The sequence below is a fragment of the Pseudomonas sp. B21-053 genome (assembly GCF_026016365.1).
GTDB classification, from domain to species: domain Bacteria; phylum Pseudomonadota; class Gammaproteobacteria; order Pseudomonadales; family Pseudomonadaceae; genus Aquipseudomonas; species Aquipseudomonas nunensis.
In genome coordinates this window covers 15,970-34,342 of record NZ_CP087205.1, presented here as the reverse complement: position 1 = coordinate 34,342, position 18,373 = coordinate 15,970, and the positions used below count along the sequence as shown (strand labels likewise).

Here is an 18,373-nt window from a genome sequence, read left to right as displayed (position 1 = left end):
TCCAGGCGTAGCGCGGCTAGGGAATGGGCGAACCGGGTGGGGTCAGCGCAGAACGGGAAGCACGAGGCGTACGGGCGGAGTTGCAGCAAAGCGGCGGGTAGCAGAGGACATCAGAATCACCATTGTTGTTGTTAATTGGACCGTGCCAGCGATAAAACACAGGCATTGGCCAACCGGTCTGTTGCCGGTAGTGGGGGCGATCCTAATGGGCAAAGCTTTCATCAAGCTTTCGTTGCTGAAAGCATTGACCGGGTGTGCGACCGGTCGTCGGACGAGGGATGGAAGATAAACCGGGTTGAAGCATTCGCGAGCAGGCTCGCTCCCACAGGGGTACGCATTCCAATGTGGGAGCGAGCCTGCTCGCGAAGCGGTGAACATTGATGAGGAGTGAACACATGGGCGATATCCATACAGGCGGCTGTCATTGCGGCCATCTGCGCTATCAATTCAGCGGGCCGCTGCACGACATCGCCCACTGCCATTGCTCGATTTGCCGACGGGTCAGTGGCGGGATCGTGACCACCTGGATCACCGTGCCCGCCTCACGCTTTGAATGGCTGGGCGGAATACCCGCGCGGTACGACTCTTCTGAACACTGCGCGCGATATTTCTGCCCGACCTGTGGGGCGCAGGTTGCGCTGATAACCCAGCTCAGCCCCGAGAGCATCGACCTGACCATCGCCACGCTCGATAACCCTGAAAGCGCCTCGGCCGACCGGCACATCTGGACCGACAGCCGCTTGCCCTGGCTGCACCTGGACGAACATTTGCCCGGTGAAGCCGAGGAAAGCATCTGATCAGAAAATAGACAGGTTCAGCGGCCGGATCGCGCCCATCCACACCGCGTGCTCGGTGTGGTCGAGCAGGTCATCGCCGGTGTCCGGGTGCAGGAACACCACCAGGCCGCTGCGATTGAGCACCAGCCACGGCAGCACTTCGCCGATGAGTTCCGGCCCGAATGCGAGTTGGCAGCTCCAGTCCGGGTGCGGACCGACCGGGCGTTCGTGCACGCGGCCCATCTTCAGCGGGAATACCTTGGCCGCCTGCTCACACAAGGCCCGTGCCTGGTCGATGGTGCTGGCGTCGAAATAGACGTGGGCGTGGTAGCCAGTGATCTGTTGCATTTGAACCTCTCGAAATCCCGGTCGAACCCTCACCGTTTCCTACAGGTCACACGCCATATACGTAGGAAATAAGGAACTCAGCCATGAAAAATGCCGAAACCCCTGTGGTGAAAGTGGTGCTCTATGGTGCCATGAGTAGCCTGGGCAGTGCGCTGATGGCTGAAATGCTGCGGCGTCAGCATGAAGTGATCGCGATTCTCGATGACCTGACGGCGCTGGCGCCACGACCGGGCCTGCGCACCAAAAACGGCGACCTGTTCGACGCCGAACGGGTCAAGCAAAGCGTGGCCGGTGCTTCGGCGGTCATCTGTTTACTAGACGCACCAGGGCTGCCGCTCAACAGTGAACATGTGGAAAAAACCATCGTGCCCGGCCCGGTCGAGCAAGTGTTGGCGGTGGATGCATTGATCGACGGCATGCAAGCCGCGCGAATTAGCCGCTTGTTTGTGGTGGGGCATTTTGAGGAGCTGGACGAGCCGGAGGTGGAGGATGACCTTCAGCACCACGCCGCCGAAGAAATTCTCGACGCCTTGCAAAGCAGCGGGCTGCAATGGACGTTGGTGGACGCCCCACGTGGGGTTGCCGGGTTGACCATCGAGCATTTCAGTCAGGTCAGCAGCAGCCTGGAGACGGGATTGGCCGAGCCGCTTGAGCGGTTGAACCGGGTCGCCGTCGGGATTGCCGATGAGCTGCGTTTGAATCTGCATCTCGGTGAGCATGTGAATTTTGTGGCTGCTTCGGAACCGTAAAAGATCGCAGCCTTCGGCAGCTCCTACATGGGGTCCGCGTCGACTTTCCAACTCGAATTTCGCGTTGACGTCGGTTGTTTGCCGTACACGATCCCGTAGGAGCTGCCGAAGGCTGCGATCTTTTGCTTTCAAACCGCAATAGAAGGGAAGGGCAGACCGGTCAACGATTGCGCACTGCTGGCCTGCTCCTCCATCAGCCAGTCCACAAACTGTTGAATCAACACGCCACGGCGTTTGCGCTGGGGCAGCACCACGTAATAACCCAACCGAGAAATCACCGTGTCGGCAATCGGCCGACACAACAATCCCTGGGCCAGCAAGTCATCTACAAGGTGCCGCCAACCGATGGCCACGCCCTGACCGCCAATCGCGGCCTGGATCAACAACGTGTAATTGTCGAACCGCAGTTGCCCCGGCGCGGGTGCCGAAGTGATCCCCAATTCCCGGAACACACCGCTCCAGTCGAACCAGTTGCTGCTGTTTTCACCGCGCAGGTGCAGCAGCGGCAAATCGAGCAGGGCCTGAACCGGCAAGGGCAGGGCGCGATCCTTCAATAACAGCGGACTGCACACCGGGAACACTTCTTCGCTGAACAGCCAGTGGCTTTCGCCTTGTTTAAAGCGCCCATCGCCAAACAGGATCGCTACATCGATATCCGTGCGCAGCATGTTGTGATTGCGTTCACTGGTGACCAGGCTGACATCCACCTGCGGATTGGCTTCATGAAAGCGGTGCAGGCGCGGCATCAACCAATACGCGGCGAAGGCGAAATCGGTGGCGACTTGCAGCACCTCGTGGGATTGCTGTGCGCTGATCGCAGTCAATCCTGCGTCGATATTCTGTAAACCGAGCTGAACCTGCTCGAAAAGGATCATCCCGGTCTCGGTCAGTTCGATGCCGCGATAGATCCGATCAAACAACCGCGTGCCGAGTTGTTCCTCCAGTCGTTTGATCTGCTGGCTGATCGCCGGTTGCGTGGTCCCCAGCTCTACCGCAGCGGCAGTGAAGCTGTGCTGACGCGCCGCCGATTCAAAGGCGCGCAGCAAATCGAGGGACAAATCACCGAGGGCGTCATACATAAGCTGTGCTTATCCTAGTCATTGCCTTGCGTGGGCTTTACCACAAAGAGCATGGCCTACATGCTCGGTCGCAGCACTCTCGCATAAATATTCACTATGGAATGCCGCGATCACATGAAGCGCAAGAATATTCTTTTCATCATGGCCGATCAGATGGCCGCGCCAATGTTGCCGTTCTACGGTCCTTCGCCCATCAAACTCCCGAATCTCAGTCGCCTCGCCGCCGAAGGCGTGGTGTTCGACGCCGCGTATTGCAACAGCCCCTTGTGCGCGCCGTCGCGGTTTACCCTGGTCAGCGGGCAATTGCCGAGCAAGATCGGCGCCTACGACAACGCGGCCGATTTCCCCGCCGATGTACCGACCTATGCCCACTACCTGCGTCGCCTTGGCTACCGCACCGCGCTCTCGGGCAAGATGCATTTCTGCGGCCCGGACCAGCTCCACGGCTATGAAGAACGCCTGACCAGCGACATTTACCCGGCCGACTACGGCTGGTCGGTGAACTGGGATGAGCCGGACGTACGTCCGACCTGGTACCACAACATGTCATCGGTGCTGCAAGCCGGGCCGTGCGTGCGCACCAATCAGCTGGATTTCGATGAAGAGGTGGTGTTCAAGGCGCAGCAGTACTTGTTCGATCACATTCGCGAAGATGGCGATCAGCCGTTTTGCCTGACCGTGTCGATGACTCACCCACACGACCCGTACACCATTCCCAAGGCTTTCTGGGATATGTACGACGACGCCGACATCCCGCTTCCTACAACGCCGGCCCAGACAGAACTCGACCCGCACTCCCAGCGTTTGCTCAAGGTCTACGACCTGTGGGACAAGCCGTTGCCTGTGGATAAGATTCGCGATGCCCGCCGTGCCTATTTCGGTGCGTGCAGCTATATCGACAGCAACGTCGGCAAACTCCTGCAAACACTCGAGGAAACCGGGCTGATCGATGACACGATTATTGTGTTCTCCGGCGACCATGGCGACATGCTCGGCGAGCGTGGCCTCTGGTACAAAATGCACTGGTTCGAAATGGCCGCCCGCGTGCCCTTGTTGATCAGTGCACCGGGGCAGTTCGGTGCGGGACGGGTCAGCGCGGCAGTTTCCACGGCGGATTTGCTGCCAACCTTCGTCGAACTCGCCGGCGGCTCGCTCGAACCTGGCTTGCCGCTGGACGGCCGCTCACTGGTTTCGCACCTGCAAGGGCAAGGCGGTCACGACGAGGTGTTCGGCGAATACATGGCCGAAGGCACCATCAGCCCGTTGATGATGATTCGTCGCGGCGCCTACAAATTCATCTACAGCGAAGACGACCCCTGTCTACTCTTCGACGTACATAACGATCCGCGCGAACAGGAAGAACTCAGCCAGTTGCCGCAACATCGTCGGCTGTTCGACGACTTTCTGGCCGAAGCCCGGGCTAAATGGAATATTCCGGCGATCCACCAACAGGTCCTCGAAAGCCAACGACGCCGGCGTTTTGTTGCCGACGCCCTGACGATCGGCAAGCTGAAGAGCTGGGATCACCAGCCGCTGGTAGATGCCAGTCAGCAGTACATGCGCAACCACATCGACCTTGATGATCTGGAGCGCAAAGCACGTTATCCACAACCCTGCCAAAACCAATAATGTGAAGGGGAAGTCCATGCAAAGGTTATCCACAGTACTGACGGTCGGGCTTTTGGCCCTTGGCAGTGCATCGGTTTACGCCGCCGATCAAAGCTGCGAGACGGTGAAAATGGCCGATCCGGGATGGAGCGACATCGCCGCGACCAACGCCATCACCGGGTTTCTGCTGGACGGCATGGGCTACAAGGCCAAAGTCGACACCCTCGCGGTGCCGATTACCTTTGGCGGTTTGAAGGACGGCCAGGTCGATGTGTTTTTGGGTAACTGGATGCCGGCGCAGCAGGGCTTCTACGACAAATTCGTCGCCACTGGCGATGTCACGCAACTGGCGAAGAACCTGGATGGCACCGAGTTCACTTTGGCGGTCCCGGATTATGTGTGGGACGCGGGTGTGCATAACTTTGCCGACCTGAATAAGTACGCCGACAAGTTCGACAAGAAGATCTACGGCATCGGTTCTGGCGCCCCGGCGAATATCTCGCTGCAGGACATCATCAAGAAGAACGACTTCGAACTGGGTCAGTGGAAACTGGTTGAGTCCAGCGAGCAGGCGATGCTGGCTGAAGTGTCCCGCGCGGTGAAGAAACAGAAGTTCGTGACCTTCCTCGGCTGGACTCCACACCCGATGAACGTGCAGCTGAAAATGCATTACCTGAAGGGCGGCGAGAAGTATTTCGGCGACACCGGCAGCGTTTATACATTGACCCGCAAAGGTTATGCACAGGCCTGCCCGAACGTCGGCAAGTTGCTCACCAACCTGAGTTTCACCCAGGAAATGGAGAACAGCATCATGGCTGAGGTGGTGAACAAGAAAGTCAGCAATGCCGAGGCGGTGAAGGCGTGGATCAAGGCCAATCCGGCAGTGTTGGATAAATGGCTGGATGGCGTGAAGACCGTGGATGGCAAGGATGCATTGGGGGCGGTGAAGGCCAAGCTTTAACCCCCCACCGCTCCTCGTGGGAATGATCAACCTGACCCTGTAGGAGCGAGGCTCGCCCGCGAAGCTTTTGGCGCATTTGAGGACGCCTTCGCGGGCAAGCCTCGCTCCTACAAGGGCTGGTGCTGTTACCCTTTGCGCAAACTCCCACCCGAGAGGACCCATGGCCTTCCCCAGCCGCCATTCACTCTTTCCTTTTCTGACCTGGTTGCCGCGCCAGACTCGCGTCAGTGTCGGCCGCGATTTGATCGTCGGCCTCAGCGGCGCAATTCTCGCGCTGCCGCAATCCATTGCCTACGCGTTGATTGCCGGTCTCCCACCGGAATACGGTTTGTACGCCGCAATCATCCCGGTGCTGATCGCCTGCCTCTGGGGTTCGTCGTGGCATCTGATCTGCGGTCCTACGGCGGCGATTTCCATTGTCCTGTACGCCAGCGTCAGTCCTCTGGCCGTGCCGGCGACCCAGGACTACATCACGTTGATACTGCTTCTTACGCTGTTGGCCGGGATTTTCCAGTGGTTGTTGGGAATGCTGCGGTTCGGCGCGCTGGTGAATTTCGTCTCGCACTCGGTGGTGCTGGGTTTCACCCTCGGTGCCGCCGTGGTGATTGCCATCGGGCAAATGCCGAATCTGCTGGGGCTGGACCTGCCCAACCAGGCCACGGCGCTCAACAGCCTGATGACCTTGCTCACTCACCTCGGGGCTGTGGATAAACCTTCGCTGGTACTGGGCCTGGCCACAGTGGTGGTCGGTATCGTTCTGAAACTGCTGCTGCCACGCTGGCCGACGCTGTTGATCACTCTGGTGTTAAGCGGTTTGCTGGTGTGGCTTTGGCCCGCGATGTTTGGCCATGTGAAATTGGTCAGTGCGTTTTTTGGACGGTTGCCACCCTTCAGCGCGCTGCCGCTGGATCTGGAACTGATCCTGCGTTTGCTGCCTAGTGCGGTCGCGGTCGGCATGCTTGGGCTCGTTACCAGCCTGTCGATTGCCCGTTCTTTGTCGGCCCGTTCGCAGCAGTTGCTCGATGCGAACCAGGAAGTCCGCGCCCAAGGCTTATCAAACATGGTCGGTGCGTTTTTTTCCGGGTCGCTGTCGGCCGGTTCCTTTACCCGCTCGGGCCTGAGCTACGAAGCGGGCGCCTGTTCGCCGCTGGCCGGGGTGTTTTCGGCGTTGTGGGTGGCGCTGTTCGCAATCTTCGGCGCCAGATTGATCGCGCACATCCCCATCCCGGCCATGGCCGGCAGCATCCTGTTGATCGCCTGGGGGTTGGTGGACCATCGCGGCATTCGCGCCTTGCTGCGGGTCAGCCGCGCCGAATTCCTGGTCATGGCCCTGACTTGTGTCGCCACATTGCTGCTGGAATTGCAGACGGCGATCTACGCCGGAGTCTTGGCCTCGCTGTTCTTCTACCTCAAGCGCACGTCTCAGCCACGAGTGCAGCACTGGCGCGATGGCGACGAAGACATTCTGCGGGTCGGCGGCTCGATCTTCTTCGGTGCCAGCCATTACCTGCAAGTGCGCCTGCAACGGATGCATGGCGCGCGGGTGGTGATCGAGGCGCAGCACATCAACTTTATCGACTATTCAGGGGTGGAGATGCTGCACCAGGAAGCGCGGCGGCTACTGCGCCAGGATCGCAGCCTGACCTTGCGCGGCGCGCGGCCGCCGGTGGTGGAGGAGTTGCGCAAGCTGGAAGGGGCGGAGAAATGCCCGATCCGTTTCGAAGATTGAAACCCCACCCTCTGTAGGAGCGAGGCTTGCCCGCGAAGCTTTTGGCGTACCTGAGGCCGCCTTCGCGGGCAAGCCTCGCTCCTACAAGGAAGTGGTTATGCGGCGAGTTGGCGGCGCAGCTCAGCCAACACCGGCGCCGTATCCGGGCGCACTCCGCGCCACAGGAAAAACGCTTCCGCCGCCTGCTCGGCCAGCATCCCCAACCCGTCCATCACCACCACCGCGCCGTGTTCGCTGGCCCAGCGGCAGAACGAGGTCGGTTCCTTGCCGTACATCATGTCGTAGCACAGCGTCCTGCCCGGTTCGATCAAGCTTCCGGCAATCGGCGGTACATCGCCTGACAGACTGGCGGACGTCGCGTTGATGATCAGGTCCACCGGTTCCTGTAACCAGTCGAAACCACTGGCGGACACCGGACCCAGGTCAGCGAACAGTTGCGCGAGCAACTCGGCTTTTTCCACCGTACGATTGGCGATGATCAGCGATGCCGGTTGTTCCGCCAGTAACGGTTCCAGCGCACCGCGCACCGCGCCGCCGGCCCCCAGCAACAGAATGCGTTTGTCCTTGAGGCTGAAACCGGCGTTGACCGTCAGGTCGCGCACCAGCCCGGCGCCGTCAGTGTTGTCGCCCAACAACGTGCCGTCCGCCAGTTTGCTCAAGGTGTTGACCGCACCGGCCCGTTGCGCGCGCGGCGTCAGGCTGTCGGCCAGGCGATAGGCCTCTTCCTTGAACGGTACCGTGACATTTGCCCCACGGCCTTCAACGAAAAATGCCCGGGCAAACTCGGTAAAGTCATCAAGCGGCGCCAGCGAAGTGCTGTAGTCCAATTGTTCACCGGTCTGCTCGGCAAACAGGCGATGAATCAGCGGCGACTTGCTGTGGCCAATCGGGTTACCGAATACGACATAACGATCCATCAGGATTCCTCTCAGCCCTTGGCCAACCAGTCACGATCTTGCAGGAAGTACTCGGTCAGGCGCGCTTCTTCGCTGCCCGGCTCGGCTTTCCAGTCATAACCCCAGCGCACTTGCGGCGGCAGGGACATCAGGATCGATTCGGTACGTCCGCCCGATTGCAGGCCGAACAAGGTGCCACGGTCGTAGACCAGGTTGAACTCGACGTAACGGCCACGGCGGAATTCCTGGAATTCACGCTGTTTGGCGGTGAACGCATCGTTCTTGCGCCGCTGCACGATCGGCAGGTAGGCCTCGATGAACGCATCGCCAATGGCGCGCATGAAAGCGAAGCTGGTGTCGAAGTCCCACTCGTTCAAGTCATCGAAAAACAGACCGCCGATGCCCCGAGGCTCGTGACGATGCTTGATATGGAAATAGCTGTCGCACCAGGCCTTGTAACGCGGGTAGACGTCCTCGCCGAACGGCGCACAAGCCTGTTCAGCGACGCGGTGCCAGTGCACGCAATCTTCTTCATTGCCGTAATAGGGAGTCAGGTCGAAGCCGCCGCCGAACCACCAGACCGGTTCTTCACCTTCTTTTTCGGCGATGAAAAAGCGCACGTTGGCGTGGGACGTCGGCACATGCGGATTGTGCGGATGAATCACCAAGGACACGCCCAGTGCTTCGAAGCCGCGCCCGGCCAGTTCCGGCCGATGAGCGCTGGCGGACGGTGGGAGACCGCTGCCAAACACGTGGGAAAAGTTGACGCCGCCCTTTTCGATCACTGTGCCGTTTTCGATGACCCGGGTGCGACCGCCACCGCCGGCAGGGCGGGTCCAGGCGTCTTCGACGAAGCGCGTGCCGCCGTCCTCGGTTTCCAGGGCGGCGCAAATGCGGTCTTGCAGGTCGAGCAGGTAGGCTTTTACGGCCTCGGTGCGGGTCGTCATGTCATCACCTTGAATCGGGCAAAACTACGCGGCGCTCCATCGGAGCGGGGGCCGGCGCAAATGGGCGCGTAGCATAACATTGCAACAACGCCCGCCGCAGTTGACGAAGATCAAGCTTAGGAGTTCGATAGGGAGCTTCGTAAAACGACGTTAGGAGAAGGCAGATGGCAAAGCGTATTCAGATCCGCGCCCATGGCGGCCCCGAAGTGCTCGAGTATGTCGATTACCAACCCGCCGAACCCGGCCCGCATCAAGTGCGCGTCACCAACAAGGCCATCGGCCTGAACTTCATCGACACCTATTTCCGCAGCGGCCTCTATCCGCCGCCGGCCTTGCCGTCGGGCCTGGGCTCTGAAGGCGCGGGCGTGGTGGACGCGGTGGGCAGCGACGTTACCCGCTTCAAGGTCGGCGATCGCGTGGCCTACGGCAGCGGCCCATTGGGCGCCTACAGCCAGGTTCATGTGTTGCCGGAAGCCAATCTGGTGCTGCTGCCGGACGCCATCAGTTTCGAACAGGCCGCCGGTGTGATGCTCAAGGGCCTCACCGTGCAGTACTTGTTGCGTCAGACGTATGAACTCAAGGGTGGCGAAACCATCCTGTTCCACGCGGCGGCGGGTGGTGTCGGTTCCCTGGCGTGCCAATGGGCCAAGGCGTTGGGCGTGAAGTTGATCGGCACCGTCAGTTCAGCGGAAAAAGCAGCACTGGCCAAGGCCAACGGCGCCTGGGCGACCATCGACTACAGCCACGAAAACGTCGCGCAACGGGTGCTGGAATTGACTGACGGGAAAAAAGTCCCGGTGGTGTACGACGGCGTGGGCAAGGACACCTGGCTGACGTCGCTCGATAGCGTGTCACCTCGGGGCCTGGTGGTGAGCTTCGGCAATGCGTCGGGCGCCGTGGATGGCGTAAATCTGGGGATTCTGGCGGCGAAAGGTTCGCTGTACGTGACCCGTCCGACCCTGGGCACCTATGCCAACAACGCCGAAAACTTGCAGCGCATGGCGAATGAGCTGTTCGAGATGATCATCAGTGGCAAGTTGACGGTGGACATCAGCCAGACGTTTGCACTGGCTGACGCGGCCAAGGCGCAGACTGAATTGTCGGCGCGGCGGACTACGGGCTCGATTGTTTTGTTGCCCTGACAGACGCTTTCGCGAGCAGGCTCGCTCCCACAGGGGAACGTATTCCAATGTGGGGCGAGCCTGCTCGCGAATGGCCGCGCCGCGGTGTCAGCCCTGGCGCACTACATGCCCGGTCGCCACATCCCGAATCACACTCGGGTTCTTGCGCCCACCCAGATTGCCGCCAAGCACCAGATCAAGCTGCCCACGGAAATACTGCTCGATGCGCAGCCGCGTCCGCGCCGCCGGCCGGCCCTGTGGGTTGGCGGAGGTGGACACCAATGGCCCGACCAACGCACACAAGTCCCGCACCAACGGATGATCGCTAACCCGCAGCGCCACGGTTTCATGCACGCCGGTAATCCATTGCGGCAACAGATTCTGGTGCGGCACCAACCATGTGTTTGGACCCGGCCAAGTGCTGGCCATGCGGTCCATCCACAGTTCAGGGAAGTCTTCGAAAAGGAAGTCGAACTGGCGAATGTTGTCCGCCACAAGGATCAAGCCCTTGCTCACTGACCGGCCCTTGAGCATCAGCAGACGATCCACTGCCTCTTCGTCCCACGGGTCACAACCCAGGCCCCAGACGGCTTCGGTTGGGTAGGCAATTACCGCTCCTGCGCGAATTGCTTGTGCGGCTTGTTGCACCCGCCAGCTGTTGACCATGAAAAACTCTCCGGAATAAGGCTCTGCGCAGTTTACCGATCTTCCTTATAAAACCTAGCTCACCCGCGCAAACCAGCGTCCGCTTTCGCACACCGCCCGGCCGTCCATTTCCAGTTCAGTCAATGCCGCCAGCACTTTGGGCAAGGCCCAGCCACTGCTGTTTGCCAGCGCTTCACTGGTGTGAGGCGCCGCGTGCAGCAACATCAGCAAGGGATGAGTCGCTGACGGCGCGGTGATGGACAACGGCAACTGCTGCCAGCCGCGCAAGGCTTCGAGGATGTGCTCGATGGTTTCCACCAGCATCGCACCGTCGCGGATCAGCTGATGACAGCCCTTGGCGCCGGGATGATGAATCGATCCAGGAATCGCATAAACCTCGCGACCTTGCTCCGCTGCGAGCCTGGCGGTAATCAACGAACCACTGGCGACACTGGCCTCGACCACCAGCACGCCGAGGGACAAACCGCTGATGATTCGGTTGCGCCGGGGGAAGTTGCTGGCGGTCGGACCGGCGTCCAGCGGGAACTCCGAAAGCACCGCGCTGCCCGAGGCAATCATGGCGTCCGCCAGCCGCCGGTTGCGCTGTGGATAAAACTTTTCAAGTCCCGTGCCAAGTACCCCGACCGTTTGGCCGCCCACGTCCAAAGCCGCTTGGTGCGCGGCGGCATCAATGCCCAAAGCCAGACCACTGGTAATGACGAATCCGGCACCCGCCAAACTGCGGGAAAAGGCAGCCGCGGTGTCCATGCCCGGCCTCGATGCCCGGCGACTGCCGACCATCGCCAACTGCGGCTTTTCCAGGATGCCCGGATCGCCGGCGACAAATAACAGTGGCGGTGCATCGCTGATTTCCGCCAGCAACGCCGGGTACTCCGGCTGGTCCCACATCAGCAAATGCTGACCCGGACGCTCTAGCCAGGCCAATGCGTGGCTCGCGCCGTCGCGGATTTCACTGGAGCGTCGAGCCTCGGCACTGGCTGCCGGCAAACCCAACGAACGCCAGGCACTGGCTGGCGCGCTGATGGCTTTTGACGCCGAGCCAAACGCTTCGAGCAGTTTCTTGAATCGCATCGGTCCCAGTTCGGGCAAGCGGTGCAGACGTAAACGCGCCTCCAGTTCCGCAGGGGAAACCGGGGTAAAGGCAGAGAGCGACATGGATCATCCTTGATCGTTATGAGCCCCGTTCAAACGGGAATAAGCTGTGGATAACTCTGTTGGTAACTTGTGGAGCAGGCTAAGGATTTCGCACCTTATCCAGGACCGCCAGCGAGCGCGATGCGTTGAGAACCAGCCCGTAACTGAGTTTGTCGTAAGTGCGGAAAACCATCAGCAGACCTGCGCGTTCATCGGGGATTTTCAGCGGCTGGCCGGTGATCCGGTCACGCACGGTTTCACCGGTTTTCATCACCACCAGCACGTTGCCTTCGGCTAATCCGTCCCGTTGTCCCTTGTTCAGCGTGACCACGTCCATTGCGCCAATCTGCGTGACCCCACGTGGCACATCGATGATCAGGCCGTTGATGTCGGTTTTCGGCGCGCTGGGCATGAAAGTCGAATTGATCGCTCGCTCTTCGCCGCTGAATAAACGGTCGCCGAGGCGGACTTCCTGGGTGGTGCGTTGCAGTGCCAGGGTGGCGACATCGCCTTCGGTCGCGACAATCTCGCCGCCGCCAATGTCGTCGGCGTTGATCCCCAGGAACTCCTTGCTCTGCGGATCGGTGTAGACCTTGCCCTGACGGAAGATGCCGTACACCGGCTGGTTCGGGTCGAAATGCCCACGCGCGAAAATCCGGTCACCGGTGCCGCTGAGCACTCGCTCGGCATCGCCAGCGACGATGTAGGGCGCTTTGTCGAAGTCCTCGACCTTGTCGACGATGCGGTTGCTCAACAGAAAGCTGTTGATCGATTGCAGCGGGATGCTCGGGATCGCATCGGCCACCGGGCTGCTGCGGATCCGTGGCGAGAGCTTGATGGTGCCCCGGGATTCGCCGCGATTGAGGGTCAGTCGCGGCTGGCCGTCGACATAGACCAGCGTCAACGTGTCGCCGGGATAGATGAGATTGGGGTTCTGGATTTGCGGATTGACCTGCCACAGCTCGGGCCATTTCCACGGCTCACGCAGGAATTTGCCGGAGATGTCCCAAAGTGTGTCGCCCCTTACCACTGTGTATTGCGGCGGAAAACCTTCCTTGAGTTGCACTTGCCCGTGCGCCAAACCGGCCGAGGCCAGAAGGAGCAAGGCGAGTAGTGATTTCCTCATGCGGTGAATCCCTTTATTATGTGCGTTCGCGTAAAACGCCAGAGCCCCCGTGGCTCGCTCCTCGCTCTTCTCGAAGAAAGGAGCTACGTTTTACAACGGTAGCCTGCATCTTCGGACCCGCCAGGCCATCGACCCGACTTTACCTCACATGTGCAGCAATTAAGCTTATGGCCATTTTAGACATCCTCGAATTCCCCGACTCGCGCCTGCGCACTATCGCCAAACCTGTGGCCGTAGTGGACGACGAAGTGCGTCAGTTGGTCGATGATATGTTTGAAACAATGTATGAAGCGCCAGGCATCGGCCTCGCCGCGACCCAGGTCAACGTGCACAAACGTATCGTCGTGATGGACCTCTCCGAAGACCGCAGCGAACCGCGGGTGTTCATCAACCCCGAGTTCGAAACCCTGACCGACGAGATGGAGCAATACCAGGAAGGCTGCCTCTCGGTGCCGGGCTTCTACGAAAACGTCGATCGCCCGCAAAAGGTCAAGATCAAGGCCCTGGACCGCGACGGCCAACCTTACGAACTGATCGCCGAAGGCCTGCTCGCCGTGTGCATCCAGCATGAATGCGACCACCTCAACGGCAAGTTGTTCGTCGATTACCTGTCCAATCTCAAACGCGACCGAATCAAGAAGAAACTGGAAAAGCTCCATCGCCAGAACGCTTGATGCCCTCCTTTCAAAGGCTTGCTGCGGCAAGCCTTTTTCTTTTGCGACTGCTTTGTAATAGAGAGTTTCCATGACTGAGCCACTGCGCATCGTTTTTGCCGGCACCCCGGAATTCGCCGCCGAACACCTCAAGGCCCTGCTCGCCAGCCCTTACGAGATCGTCGCGGTCTACACCCAACCGGACCGTCCGGCGGGCCGCGGGCAAAAACTGATGCCGAGCCCGGTCAAGCAGTTGGCTCTGGAAAACAACATCCCGGTCATGCAACCGCCGACCCTGCGCAATGAAGACGCCCAGGCTGAACTGGCCGCACTGAAACCCGACTTGCTGGTGGTGGTCGCCTACGGTCTGATCCTGCCGCAAGTGGTGCTGGATATTCCGCGCCTGGGTTGCATCAACAGCCACGCCTCGTTGCTGCCACGCTGGCGCGGTGCGGCGCCGATCCAGCGCGCCGTTGAAGCAGGCGACAGCGAAAGCGGCGTGACCGTAATGCGCATGGAACTGGGCCTCGATACCGGGCCGATGCTGCTGAAGGTCACCACGCCGATTACCGGCGAAGACACTGGCGGCAGCCTCCACGACCGTTTGGCGGAAATGGGTCCGCCGGCCGTGGTTGAAGCGATTGCCGGCCTCGCTGCCGGCACGCTGGAAGGCGAAGTGCAGGACGACAGCCTCGCCACCTACGCACACAAATTGAACAAAGACGAAGCACGCATCGACTGGAGTCGCCCGGCGGTAGAGCTGGAACGCCTGGTCCGCGCCTTCAACCCATGGCCGATCACCCACAGCACCCTGAACGGCGAAGCGCTGAAAGTATTGGCCGCGAACCTCGCCGAAGGGCAGGGCGCACCGGGGGAAATCCTCAGCGCCAGCAAGGACGGCTTGATCGTCGCCTGCGGTGAACAGGCCCTGTGCCTGACCCGTCTGCAATTGCCCGGCGGCAAGGCGCTGAACTTCAGCGACTTGTTCAACAGCCGTCGTGAGAAATTCGCCGTCGGCACCGTGCTCGGTCAAGCGGCGGACGCTCAATGAACCCGCGTCTGGCCGCCGCCAAGGCACTTGCCGCTGTACTGAACGGAAAAGCCTCGCTCAACAGTTCATTGCCGACGCAAATGGACAAGGTTGAGGACCGCGATCGCGGCTTCACCCAGGACCTGGCGTTCGGCACCGCGCGCTGGCAGCCACGTTTGTCGGCGCTGGCAGCGAAGTTGTTGCAGAAGCCGTTCAAAGCCGCCGACGCCGATGTCGAGGCCTTGCTGTTGGTCGGCCTCTATCAACTGCTCTACACCCGCGTCCCGGCCCACGCCGCCATTGGCGAAACCGTAGGTTGCGCTGACAAGCTGAAGAAGCCTTGGGCCAAAGCCTTGCTCAACGCCGTGCTGCGCCGCGCCCAACGGGAAAGCGAAGCGCTGCTGGCGGAGCTGGAACACGACCCGGTGGTGCGCACTGCCCACCCGCGCTGGCTGCAAAAATCCCTGAAGGCGTTCTGGCCTGAGCAGTGGGAAGCGATTTGCGCGGCGAACAACGCGCATCCGCCGATGATTCTGCGGGTCAACCGTCGCCATCAGACCCGCGACGCATATATCGGCTTGCTGAGTGAAGCCGGCATCGCCGCCAACCCCTGCGTTTACAGCCGCGACGGCATCATCCTCGACGCCGCCGCCGATGTGCGCAGCCTGCCGGGTTTTGCCGAAGGCTGGATCAGCGTGCAGGACGAAGCCGCGCAACTGGCCGCCGACTTGCTGGACCTGGCGCCGGGCCAACGCGTGTTGGACGCCTGCTGTGCACCGGGTGGCAAGACCTGCCACATCCTTGAAGCCGAGCCTGCACTGGCCGGCGTGGTGGCGGTGGACCTGGAAGCCAAGCGTCTGGTGCGGGTGCGGGAAAACCTCGCGCGCCTGGGCCTGAGCGCCGAACTGATCGCCGCTGACGGTCGCGACACCGCGACCTGGTGGGACGGCAAACCGTTCCAGCGCATTCTGCTGGACGCGCCATGCTCGGCCACTGGCGTGATCCGTCGTCACCCGGACATCAAGTTAACGCGCCAACCCGACGACATCGCCGCGCTCGCGGTACTTCAGGGCGAGTTGCTCGACGCCATGTGGATAACCCTGGAGGTCGGCGGGATCCTGCTGTACGCCACCTGCTCGACATTGCCGACCGAGAACACCGAAGTCATCGAAGCCTTCCTCGCCCGCACGCCGGGCGCGCGTGAGCTGGACCTCGCCACCACGGCCGGGATCAAACAGCCGCATGGTCGCCAGCTGCTGGCCCAGCAGGGCGGTCACGACGGGTTCTACTACGCCAAACTGATCAAGATTGCCGCCGCGCGCGGTTAACCGGATTTCAAGGGAGTGACTGGATGAAAATCATCATCCTCGGCGCGGGGCAGGTGGGCGGTTCGCTGGCGGAACACTTGGCCAGCGAAGCCAACGACATCACCGTGGTCGACACCGATGGCGAACGCCTGCGTGACCTCGGCGACCGGCTGGATATCCGCACCGTGCAAGGCCGCGCGTCGTTCCCGACCGTGCTGCGCCAGGCCGGTGCCGATGACGCCGACATGCTGGTCGCGGTGACCAACAGCGACGAAACCAACATGGTCGCCTGCCAGGTCGCCCACACCTTGTTCCACACCCCGACCAAGATCGCCCGGGTTCGCGAAGCTGCGTACCTGACCCGTGGCGGGCTGTTCAACAACGACGCGATCCCAGTGGACGTGCTGATCAGCCCGGAACAAGTGGTCACCAACTACATCAAGCGCCTGATCGAACACCCCGGCGCCTTGCAGGTGATCGACTTCGCCGAAGGCAAGGCGCAACTGGTGGCGGTGAAGGCGTATTACGGCGGGCCGTTGGTGGGTCAACAACTGCGGCAGTTGCGCGAGCACATGCCGAATGTCGAAACCCGCGTAGCGGCGATTTTTCGCCGCGACCGACCGATCCTGCCCCAGGGCGATACGGTGATCGAGGCCGACGACGAAGTATTTTTCATCGCCGCCAAGGCGAATATTCGCGCGGTGATGAGCGAAATGCGCCGCCTCGATGAAACCTACAAACGCATCGTCATTGCCGGTGGCGGGCAGATCGGCGAACGCCTGGCCGAGGCCATCGAAAGCCGTTATCAGGTGAAGATCATCGAGATGAACCCGGCGCGCTGCCGCTACCTCTCGGACACCCTCGACAGCACCGTGGTGTTGCAGGGCAGCGCGTCGGACCGCGACTTGCTGCTGGAAGAGAACATCGCCGACGCGGATATCTTCCTGGCCCTGACCAACGACGACGAAGCCAACATCATGTCGTCGTTGCTGGCCAAACGGCTGGGCGCGAAGAAGGTGATGACGATCATCAACAACCCGGCTTACGTGGATTTGATCCAGGGCGGCGACATCGACATCGCCATCAGCCCGCAACTGGCGACCATCGGCACCTTGCTGGCCCACGTGCGCCGTGGCGATATCGTCAGCGTGCACTCACTGCGCCGAGGCGCGGCGGAAGCCATCGAGGCGATTGCGCACGGCGATGCGAAGTCGAGCAAGGTGATTGGCAAGGCGATCGAGAACATCGGTTTGCCGCCGGGCACCACGATTGGCGCGATCATTCGTGATGAACAAGTGATCATCGCCCACGACGACACAGTGATCGCGGCGGGCGACCATGTGATCCTGTTCCTTGTGGATAAGAAGCATATTCGGGATGTGGAGAAGCTGTTCCATGTGGGGTTGAGCTTCTTCTGATCCAGCATTTGCGTTGACTGGACTGACCTCTTCGCGAGCAAGCCCGCTCCCACAGGGGATCTGGGCCGTACACAAAAACTGTGGCCACTGAATATCCACTGTGGGAGCGGGCTTGCTCGCGAAGACGATCTCGAAAACCACTCATCACTCAAAGGAATCCACCCATGATCGAATCCCTGGAAAAAATGCTCGCCAAGGGTGTGGATAACTCCTTGCTGCGCTTCGGCCTGGGCAAGGGCTATCTGGATCTTGGGGAAAACGCCAAGGCCGCCGAGCATTTCCAGCGCTGCGTTGAGTTCGATCCAAAGTATTCGGCGGCCTGGAAGCTGCTGGGCAAAGCGCATCTGGCGCAGGCGGACGTTGCCGCCGCACGTCAGGCCTGGGAACAAGGCCTGGAAGCCGCTCGCGCCCATGGCGACAAGCAGGCGGAGAAGGAAATGACGGTGTTTCTGAAGAAGCTTGAGCGTCAGGCCCACTGATCAGAGATAGCGCAGGCCAATCCCTTCGGCATCCACCAGCACCACTTCCATGCGCACTTGCGGCGCGCCTGTGGGTAAGTCTTGCACCTGACCGTAAACCACCGCGCCCTTGGGCAATACCGACAGAGTCGGGTGCTTGACGTAGACGCCCGTCGTCGACAGGTTACGGGTTTGCCCCAGACACTCGCCGAAGCTTTCGTGGCTGATCTTGATGCGAAATGATTTGCGGAGTTCGGACATCTACTGCGCCCTTGAATGAACGTGTTGTGGATAACTTGACCTTGTAGGAGCGAGGCTTGCCCGCGAAGGCGTCCTCAATAACGCTAAAAGCTTCGCGGGCAAGCCT

The 18,373-nt window shown here is 60.8% G+C and carries 19 protein-coding genes; 11 read left to right on the top strand and 8 right to left on the bottom strand.

Features of this window, described 5'->3' with window-relative positions; all coding sequences use genetic code 11:
- The first annotated feature begins 395 nt into the window (after nucleotides 1–395).
- Nucleotides 396–797, top strand: a complete 402-nt coding sequence (locus tag LOY68_RS00160) for a GFA family protein (RefSeq protein WP_265042339.1) — start codon at nucleotides 396–398, stop codon at nucleotides 795–797.
- Here the strand turns inward: LOY68_RS00160 and LOY68_RS00155 are convergent, their stop codons facing one another.
- Nucleotides 798–1,124, bottom strand: a complete 327-nt coding sequence (locus LOY68_RS00155) for a DOPA 4,5-dioxygenase family protein (protein WP_265042337.1) — start codon at nucleotides 1,122–1,124, stop codon at nucleotides 798–800.
- An 83-nt stretch (nucleotides 1,125–1,207) separates the two neighbouring features.
- Between LOY68_RS00155 and LOY68_RS00150 the strand changes: the two genes are divergently transcribed.
- Nucleotides 1,208–1,873 (top strand): NAD(P)-dependent oxidoreductase, encoded by a 666-nt coding sequence (locus tag LOY68_RS00150; RefSeq protein WP_265042335.1) that lies wholly within the window; start codon nucleotides 1,208–1,210, stop codon nucleotides 1,871–1,873.
- A gap of 128 nt (nucleotides 1,874–2,001) precedes the next feature.
- Here the strand turns inward: LOY68_RS00150 and LOY68_RS00145 are convergent, their stop codons facing one another.
- Nucleotides 2,002–2,952, bottom strand: coding sequence for a choline sulfate utilization transcriptional regulator (locus LOY68_RS00145; RefSeq protein ID WP_054617170.1), 951 nt, complete (start codon nucleotides 2,950–2,952; stop codon nucleotides 2,002–2,004).
- Between the two features lie 114 nt (nucleotides 2,953–3,066).
- Here LOY68_RS00145 and betC point away from each other — a divergent pair, with 114 nt between their 5' ends.
- The 3 genes from betC (at nucleotide 3,067) to LOY68_RS00130 (ending at nucleotide 7,250) form a co-directional block, all read left to right on the top strand.
- Entirely contained in the window at nucleotides 3,067–4,581 is a 1,515-nt protein-coding gene (gene betC / locus LOY68_RS00140) for a choline-sulfatase (protein ID WP_265042332.1), read from the top strand.
- A 16-nt stretch (nucleotides 4,582–4,597) separates the two neighbouring features.
- On the top strand, nucleotides 4,598–5,521 hold the full coding sequence (gene choX / locus LOY68_RS00135) for a choline ABC transporter substrate-binding protein (protein WP_265042330.1): 924 nt from the start codon (nucleotides 4,598–4,600) through the stop codon (nucleotides 5,519–5,521).
- A 160-nt stretch (nucleotides 5,522–5,681) separates the two neighbouring features.
- Nucleotides 5,682–7,250, top strand: a complete 1,569-nt coding sequence (locus tag LOY68_RS00130) for a SulP family inorganic anion transporter (RefSeq protein ID WP_265042329.1) — start codon at nucleotides 5,682–5,684, stop codon at nucleotides 7,248–7,250.
- 95 nt (nucleotides 7,251–7,345) lie between these two features.
- On the opposite strand, the gene aroE is transcribed toward LOY68_RS00130, so the two are convergent.
- Together aroE and hemF are read right to left on the bottom strand one after the other, a co-directional pair.
- A complete protein-coding gene (gene aroE / locus LOY68_RS00125) occupies nucleotides 7,346–8,167 on the bottom strand; it encodes a shikimate dehydrogenase (RefSeq protein ID WP_265042327.1) in 822 nt (273 codons plus the stop codon).
- Nucleotides 8,168–8,178: 11 nt separating this feature from the next.
- On the bottom strand, nucleotides 8,179–9,093 hold the full coding sequence (hemF, locus tag LOY68_RS00120) for an oxygen-dependent coproporphyrinogen oxidase (protein WP_163910517.1): 915 nt from the start codon (nucleotides 9,091–9,093) through the stop codon (nucleotides 8,179–8,181).
- A gap of 164 nt (nucleotides 9,094–9,257) precedes the next feature.
- Here hemF and LOY68_RS00115 point away from each other — a divergent pair, with 164 nt between their 5' ends.
- Nucleotides 9,258–10,235: an NADPH:quinone reductase gene (locus tag LOY68_RS00115; RefSeq protein WP_054617164.1), complete on the top strand. Its 978-nt coding sequence runs from the start codon at nucleotides 9,258–9,260 to the stop codon at nucleotides 10,233–10,235.
- A gap of 87 nt (nucleotides 10,236–10,322) precedes the next feature.
- Here the strand turns inward: LOY68_RS00115 and LOY68_RS00110 are convergent, their stop codons facing one another.
- The 3 genes from LOY68_RS00110 to LOY68_RS00100 form a co-directional block, all read right to left on the bottom strand.
- Complete coding sequence (locus LOY68_RS00110; protein ID WP_054048078.1) at nucleotides 10,323–10,880, bottom strand: L-threonylcarbamoyladenylate synthase; 558 nt, start codon at nucleotides 10,878–10,880, stop codon at nucleotides 10,323–10,325.
- Between the two features lie 54 nt (nucleotides 10,881–10,934).
- Complete coding sequence (gene dprA, locus LOY68_RS00105) at nucleotides 10,935–12,035, bottom strand: DNA-processing protein DprA (protein ID WP_265042323.1); 1,101 nt, start codon at nucleotides 12,033–12,035, stop codon at nucleotides 10,935–10,937.
- 79 nt (nucleotides 12,036–12,114) lie between these two features.
- Nucleotides 12,115–13,140, bottom strand: a complete 1,026-nt coding sequence (locus LOY68_RS00100; protein ID WP_265042321.1) for a LysM peptidoglycan-binding domain-containing protein — start codon at nucleotides 13,138–13,140, stop codon at nucleotides 12,115–12,117.
- Between the two features lie 167 nt (nucleotides 13,141–13,307).
- Here LOY68_RS00100 and def point away from each other — a divergent pair, with 167 nt between their 5' ends.
- The 5 genes from def (at nucleotide 13,308) to LOY68_RS00075 (ending at nucleotide 18,027) form a co-directional block, all read left to right on the top strand.
- Complete coding sequence (def, locus tag LOY68_RS00095; protein WP_046056612.1) at nucleotides 13,308–13,814, top strand: peptide deformylase; 507 nt, start codon at nucleotides 13,308–13,310, stop codon at nucleotides 13,812–13,814.
- A gap of 70 nt (nucleotides 13,815–13,884) precedes the next feature.
- Nucleotides 13,885–14,844, top strand: coding sequence for a methionyl-tRNA formyltransferase (fmt, locus tag LOY68_RS00090; RefSeq protein ID WP_054048083.1), 960 nt, complete (start codon nucleotides 13,885–13,887; stop codon nucleotides 14,842–14,844).
- Nucleotides 14,841–16,151, top strand: coding sequence for a 16S rRNA (cytosine(967)-C(5))-methyltransferase RsmB (rsmB, locus tag LOY68_RS00085; RefSeq protein ID WP_265042317.1), 1,311 nt, complete (start codon nucleotides 14,841–14,843; stop codon nucleotides 16,149–16,151). Before fmt ends, rsmB begins: the two co-directional genes overlap by 4 nt.
- 23 nt (nucleotides 16,152–16,174) lie before the next feature.
- Nucleotides 16,175–17,548 (top strand): Trk system potassium transporter TrkA, encoded by a 1,374-nt coding sequence (trkA, locus tag LOY68_RS00080; RefSeq protein ID WP_054617161.1) that lies wholly within the window; start codon nucleotides 16,175–16,177, stop codon nucleotides 17,546–17,548.
- Nucleotides 17,549–17,712: 164 nt separating this feature from the next.
- A complete protein-coding gene (locus LOY68_RS00075; RefSeq protein WP_054617160.1) occupies nucleotides 17,713–18,027 on the top strand; it encodes a tetratricopeptide repeat protein in 315 nt (104 codons plus the stop codon).
- Here LOY68_RS00075 and LOY68_RS00070 read toward each other — a convergent pair whose 3' ends face one another.
- The gene (locus LOY68_RS00070; protein ID WP_265042316.1) at nucleotides 18,028–18,267 is read right to left on the bottom strand and encodes a PilZ domain-containing protein; all 240 of its coding nucleotides are present in this window, start codon (nucleotides 18,265–18,267) and stop codon (nucleotides 18,028–18,030) included.
- Nucleotides 18,268–18,373: the final 106 nt, after the last annotated feature.